General features: G+C 29.6%; 6 protein-coding genes. All 6 read left to right on the top strand.

Annotated elements, in window-relative coordinates:
* The first annotated feature begins 25 nt into the window (after positions 1–25).
* A complete protein-coding gene (locus tag M983_RS07615; RefSeq protein ID WP_066749482.1) occupies positions 26–1,180 on the top strand; it encodes an aminomethyltransferase family protein in 1,155 nt (384 codons plus the stop codon).
* A 58-nt stretch (positions 1,181–1,238) separates the two neighbouring features.
* Positions 1,239–3,800, top strand: a complete 2,562-nt coding sequence (locus M983_RS07610; RefSeq protein ID WP_066749479.1) for a beta-ketoacyl-[acyl-carrier-protein] synthase family protein — start codon at positions 1,239–1,241, stop codon at positions 3,798–3,800.
* On the top strand, positions 3,797–5,017 hold the full coding sequence (locus M983_RS07605) for a beta-ketoacyl synthase N-terminal-like domain-containing protein (protein WP_066749477.1): 1,221 nt from the start codon (positions 3,797–3,799) through the stop codon (positions 5,015–5,017). The genes M983_RS07610 and M983_RS07605 overlap by 4 nt, the downstream gene beginning before the upstream one ends.
* Complete coding sequence (locus M983_RS07600) at positions 5,017–6,051, top strand: ATP-binding protein (protein WP_066749475.1); 1,035 nt, start codon at positions 5,017–5,019, stop codon at positions 6,049–6,051. Before M983_RS07605 ends, M983_RS07600 begins: the two co-directional genes overlap by 1 nt.
* A gap of 11 nt (positions 6,052–6,062) precedes the next feature.
* Positions 6,063–6,761, top strand: a complete 699-nt coding sequence (locus tag M983_RS07595) for a P-loop NTPase family protein (protein WP_066749473.1) — start codon at positions 6,063–6,065, stop codon at positions 6,759–6,761.
* Positions 6,754–7,315, top strand: a 562-nt coding sequence (locus tag M983_RS07590) for a hypothetical protein (protein ID WP_066749470.1), incomplete at its 3' end; no start/stop codon positions are given. The genes M983_RS07595 and M983_RS07590, both read left to right, overlap by 8 nt.

Genomic DNA, 7,315 nt, shown 5'->3' with positions numbered 1-7,315 from the left:
TCATCAATTTAATTGAGGTTATTATATGAAATATTTTAATATTAAAAAAACAGAAGATGTTATATTTGATACATATAATGGTATTACTCTTCCTAAATATTATTCTGATAGATGCGATACATATTTTGCAGTAAGAAATACGGTTTTAATGACGGATTTTTCACATCACGCCATAGTTAATGTCTCTGGTGATGATGCATGGCGATTATTAAATTATTTTATTTCAGCTGATCTTTCGACTATCCGCGATGAACAACTGCTATATACGTTAATTCTTAATAATAATGGCAATATAATTAGTGATTTATATATTATCTGTGATAACGAAAGCTACTTTCTTATTTGTGAGTGGATGAATAGTGAGCAATTATGTAGATTGATTAACGAATGTATTATAGATAAAGCACATTGTGGTGAACAATATTTAATCCATCAAGTTATGCCTCTTACTCCTCAATGGAGAATGATTTGTGTAGAAGGACCTTATTCATGGGAAATTCTTTCTGAAATTTTCGGTATGGATATCATTGGGTTACCTTTTCATGAATTTATGTATATTGAGAATGATGTTCTGATCATGAGGGTAGGAAAACATGGTGAATATTGTTATTACATTATAGGGGATGAAGAAAAGTTATCAAAAATATGGGAGAGTATTTCTCAACTATCTGAGAAGTATGATCTGATAATTGGCGGTGTAGGTTATTTAAAAAATATCAGAATAGAAAATCCATGCTGGGAGCCAGAAGTATATAACGTGTTTAGCCGTTGCCCTATAGAATTACAAATGCAATGGGCTATTGGTTATGATAAAGATGAATTTATTGGTCAAGATGAAATAAAAAAACGTTCTGACATAGGTGTAGAACAACAAATTGTTGGTGCTAGAATTAAAGGAATAGGTGAGAATATTGAGATAAATATAGGTGATCCTATTTTTTATCAACAACAAAATATTGGTGTTGTTATCGATTGCGGATTGTCATATTCCCTAAATGATTATATTGCTAGAGTTTTATTAAAATATGAATTTGCGTATGTAGATATTGATGATTATGTTATCAGAACAAAAAATGGAGATGTTTCTTTTATTACTGTTAGTATCCCATTTATTAATAATTTAAGTATGAAAATAAGCCCAACAGAAGATAGTTATCTTAATAAAAATAGAGATAAATAAATATATCAATATTAAATTTCATACAAATATATTAATTTAATTTTTTATAGGTATTAATATGAATATAAAACGTCGCCGGGTTGTTATAACGGGGATGGGAGTTTTATCATCCTTAGCTAAAAACATTCCTGAATTTAAACAAGTTCTATTTAAAAAGAAATGCAATATAAAACCTAGTCAACGATATTTAAAATGGTTTGAACATGCTAATGCTTCAGAAATAGAAATGGTAATAAATTATGATGATATTCCTAAAAACATTGTTGAATATTTAGATAATGCCGCTTTATGGGCTTATCGAGTCAGTAGCGAGGCATTACAACAGGCTCATTTAAAAGATAACCAAGCTATTTTAAATCATACCGCGATGATTGTAGGAGTATCTTCTGCCGGTACCGAAGCTTTTTTACCTTTATTTGAACAGCATATTGACGATTTTTCTATCAAAAAAGCCATTTTATCAGGTGGTTTTTCATCATGCTGTTCAAGTGTATCAAGCTTATTAGGATTACGAGGTGGTATCGAATTAGTTGCCACGGCGTGCACAGCAAGTCCTAACGCGATTGGTATGGGTTATGACTATATCCAAAATGGTAAAAATCCCGTGGTATTGGCAGTGGGAACTGAGCCAATCTATTTACCGACATTTGCAGGATTTTATGCACTGAATGTGATGAAAAAACAGCCAACTTCACCATTTTCAGGTATCCCTGGTATGTCTATTGGTGAAGGCGCTGGCGCTTTGGTACTAGAAGAGTATGAACATGCACTAGCAAGAGGTGCGACGATATATGGAGAAATTGTCTCTTATGCGACATCTTGTGATGCTTATCATGAGACAGGCCCTTCACCTAGTGGAGCTGGCGCTGTACAAGTGATGCAAAAGGCTATACGTAATGCGGGTATTGAACCGAAAGAGATAGAGTATATCAATGTGCATGGAACAGGAACTGAGGCTAATGATCGCATTGAAACGATGTCTATGAAAAAAGTTTTTCCTCATATTTACGAAACTCCTTTAAGCTCAACAAAATCCTATGTCGGTCATAATATTGGTGCCGCAGGCATTGTAGAAATTATCGCTTGTTTTATTTCTTTAGCTGAGGGAAAAATTCTTCCTACATTAAACTTTACTAAACCAAGGCAATCTTGCGATTTAAATTATGTTCCTAATGAATTTCAAGATAAAAAAGTAAAATTATTTATGAAGAACAATTATGCTTTTGGCGGTAATAATTGTTCTATTATTGCCAGCCCTCAGCTTGCAGAGATTGAACCTCAAGAATATCACGCAAAGCGAGTTGTGATTACTGGATTAGGCGCTATTACTTCATTGGGTAATAGTGTCAGAGAAATCATGCAAACACTTTGGAAGAATAAAAAACAAGGTGTATTAAAAAAAATCGTATTTGATGATGATGTGCAAAAGGATATTAATAATTTAATGTCCGTTGTGATCAAAGATAAAGAATTTGAGGCATCACTTGGGCATCCTTATTTTAATCAAGAACGCGACAACCATTTAAAAACCCATGCCTGTTATCATGCAGTTAATAATGCAGAACCTAAAAAAAGATTACGACGTTTTGATGCTCGTAAAGCAGTGCCTAGTGGTACATATGCCTTATTAGCATTGAATGAAGCGCTTACAGATGCTAATCGTAAAATTAATCGAGATGGAGATAATTTAGGCTTTATTGTTGGCATGTCAAAAGGGCCACAAAGTACGGTTAATCGCTATTTACAAAGTCTTATTCCCGATCCAACAAAAGTTAGAACATCCGAATTTCCGGGAACTTTAATGAATGCAGTACCTACTTTTTGTGCTATTACAGAAGGCATTAAGGGATATACCACGACTCTTGCAACAGGCGTGAATGCAGCATTAGGGGCATTAACTTACGGATATGAAATTATTCGCCAGGATTTACAACCTCAAGTAATTGTGGGGGGTGCTGATGAGCACTTTGGCTCTATTTCACTTTATTTTCAAGCAATGAGTGAAAAAATAAACCTCACCACACAAGTTGAGGATTATCAAATTTATTCAAAAGAAAAGACAGGTTATATACCAGGAGAAGGTGCCTGTATGCTATTTATTGAGGATAGGGAATATGCCAATAAACGGGGTGCAAAAATATATGCAGAAATAGTTGGGTATGGTAAATCAAATGATACAACTTTTTTAGATGAAGATAATATTTCAGAAAAAATTGATGCATTAAGTATGGCAATAGAGCAAGCATTTGTAGAGGCTCAATTAAATCCTGGTGATATTGATATTATCTGTGGAACGAGTGATGGAAATAAAGAAAACGATAAAGTTGAAATAAATGCTATTCGCCAAGTCTTTTTTAAAACATCACCTCAGGTTCCTGTTGTAAATTACAATGCTTTATTTGGGTTGGTTGAATCTTGTTCTGGATTACTTGCTATTACTCTTATCATTAATATGATGTTAGAAGAAAAGATTATGCCTTTTCCTTATACAAATAAATTTATTGATAATGATATTAACTTTATCACTAAGCCATTAAATAAAAAAATAAATTATGCTCTAATTCTCGGTTCATCAGAAGGTTGTAATCACTATGCCATTATTATTAGGAAGCCGATATGAATAAGGTAATAATAAGTGGATGGGAAATTGAATTACCTTTGGTTAATAATTTTTCTAGTTTTGAAAAACTTTTATTAAATCAAGAAAAAATTATAAGTAAAAAATATTTCAGTGATGATAAATTAGCGAATTATTTTAAATTTCAAGTAAATCCTAATGTTATTCAATATAAAAATAAAGAAATTAATCTTTTTGATAAAATAAGAAATTTGATTGATAGCGGATTACAACATGCTCAAATAACATGGAATATAATAAATAGCTCTAGAGTAAAAATATATCTTTCAGGGCAAGGGCCAAGAGCAAATTTTATTGATTATCAAGGGTTTTATGATAAAAATGATGCAGAAGATGTTAAATATTCACCTAATATAAAAAAATTACATGCTTCTTCCTATGCACAAGATAGTCTCGCTAATAAATTGTTTAAATTATATCAATTATGTTTTCCGCCTATTTCTATTTATTGTGCAAGCAATTCGGCTTTAATGGCAGTACATATTGCTAGGCAAGAGATTAAAAATAAGACTATAGATATTGCGATTATTCTTTCGTGGAATGATATCTTGCTACAAGATCTCGCGTTTATGGATGGCCAGAATATGCTAGTAACAGAGCATGCACAACCTCTAAGTAAGCAGAGTGATGGTGTTTTATTATCGGCTGGTTATTCTGTTCTTATATTAGAAGAAAAAGAACAAGTTGAAAAAAGAAAAAATAAACCCTTACCAATAATACATAGTTCTTTCTTTATGCAAAGTAATGCGGAAAAAAATTTAGGTGGTACTTTATTTAATTTTTATACAATATCAAAATTAATTATTAATGTACTTGAACTATCATCATTTTCACCATTAGATATTGGCGCAATTTTTATTCATGGTAATGGTTCTATTATTAGTGATAAAGCTGAGGTAATGGCTATCTCTCATGTTTTTAAAGAAAATCTTAATGTCCCTATTATAAGCTATAAAGGTCAAATTGGTTATATATCCAATTGTTCTGGTGTAATTGATTTGATCATAATGGCAAATTCATTGAATAAAAAGAGACTTATTCCTTCTGCAAGTCATTATCCAATAGATGATGCGATGGATCTTAATTTTTTATCTGATAGAAAAGTGCTCCAATATAAAAATAAGCCAATGCTAAAAATAGGGTTAGGTATGGATGGTTCTCTTATTGCGATGATATTAATATCTGATGAGGAAAAATAATGATAATATCAGAGTATTCAAATGCTATTAATATTGCCGCCTATATAGTTTGTGAACCTGAGGAAACGTCGATACCATTTATTCCTTCATGGTATAACGTATGGGAATCACATATGTTACGTTTATCACTGAAAAAATTAGGAAGTACAAATTGGAGTTTTAAGCGATATGGTATCAATAAGAATATTTATTTAAGAGAAGGTTTAAGAAAATCTAACTTTCGCCCTTATCTTTATGCGATAGAACATGCTTTTGATCTCGCATTTTCACAATTAAGTCATAAAGAAAAATTTCAATTAAGAAAAGAAAAAAATGGATTAATTTATATTGATTCGTGGGGAGAACTAAGTCCATTTGAAAATATTGATAGTTTACGGGATATTTTTTCTTTAAATATTATCCCAAGGAATATACTAAAAAAATATAATATAAAAGAAATATCTTGTAAGGTAAGAGGTGAACGTAATGCATTGCTTTCCTCTTTATTATTAGCCCAAGATCTTATTAATAATAATATAGTTAATAATGTTTTTATTTGTGGTGGTTTTAGAGCTATTCCTATTTTATCATTTACAGAAATTGATAGACAACCACTAACATTATCTTTAATGAAAGGAAAAAATAAAACAATTAATAGTGTTGAAAGAGTACTTTGCATTATTCTTAGCAAAAAAAATATATCTAATACATATTTTTCAGTTAATAGGTTTTTTTCTTTGCCTAAAAATAAAAAATACGCAATAAAAACTTTGCTTAAAAATTGGAATGAATGTATAAATAAAAATACAAAAGCAATATATTCTACATCTCTGCCCACATATGAATATAATGAAATTTTAAATAAAACATTAAAAAATATTCGAAAAGATATTGCTTATTATTCGTTAAATAAACTTTATGGTGATAGTGGTTTTATTACACCCGCTTTAATATTAAATCATTTGGATTATATAAAAAGTCATCTATCTCATCATCTTTTAACCACTTTTGATGGCGATAGAGGCGTCTGGTTTCTCGATTGTTGGAAACAATAAAAGGAGGCATTATGATAGGAATTCAGTATGCAGAACAATTACCTATTATTTCTTTACTAAATATTAATAAATCAATTGAGAAAGAGAATCGTAAATATATTCTTTTAAAAGAAATAACGTTAATAATAAAAAATAATAGCTTTATAGTAATAAGATATAATAATAAAGATGAAATTAATGCATTAAATAATATTTCATTGGGGATAGATATTGATTACTCTGGCTTTGCTTATTTACTTGGATATTATTTACCTTCATTAAATAATAATCAACGTGCAAGATTAAGAGCTAAGCTATTAAGCTTTATAGATAATAAGAATCATGTTTTTGGTGATTTTAATGTTTTTGATAATATTTATTATTCATTATTAACTCATAAAAGTAAGAAAGAACTCAATATGAATATTATGAATTCTCTTTCATATATGGATATAGAACATTACTATAAAGAAAAAATAAAGAATATCCCTTCTGACTTATTATTAAATGTTGTTTTTGCAAGAGCTATAGCAAGAAAACCAAAATTAATTATTATGGATTATTTTCTTGATGATAATTACAAAGAAGACTTTCAAGTTTTTATTAAATATTTACATAGAATAAATAAGGATTTTAACATTCCAATTCTATTGACGACTAATACTGATAATACAGTTGTCGATATTACACAGCACATCACACTTAAACAAGGAACTTTATATTATGAGTAAATATATTTTTCATATCAAATATATATTGGTTTTTTTTATTATTTTTTCTTTTAATGTAGGAGCACAACTGATTGATAATGACAAAGAGGTTAATAAAAAAGTAGAAGTATTTGTCTCTATTAATGGTGCATCTACAGGTGATTATTTGTCGGATGTAATATCAAATATAAAAATTGATAAAATAGAGAATAATGAAGGTATAGAAAATATATTGTATGGCTACGCCAATGTTTTTTTAGCGGATGTTTATAATAGAAATAAATATTATATTTCTGCTGCGGAAACAATTAAGAGAGCTTTTTTTAATATTGATGAAACTATTGAGCTAAATACTCATGATTGGCGATTTGTTTATTTGAGATTAAGGATGGATGCTTTCACACCTAACTATTTAGGGCGATGTGTCATTGCTTTAAAGGATAGCGAATATTTGTTATTGAATAATGAAGTAAATTCTGAATTATTTCCAATGATTGAATATATGTATGCAAGATCATTAATGAATTGTAAAAAAAAGGAAAAAGCAAAAAATATTATTGATAAATTACTAAATG

It is taken from the genome of Proteus myxofaciens ATCC 19692 (assembly GCF_001654855.1).
GTDB classification, from domain to species: Bacteria; Pseudomonadota; Gammaproteobacteria; order Enterobacterales; family Enterobacteriaceae; genus Proteus; species Proteus myxofaciens.
Note: the sequence above shows the minus strand (reverse complement) of the source record. Positions and strands in the feature narration are given on the sequence as shown.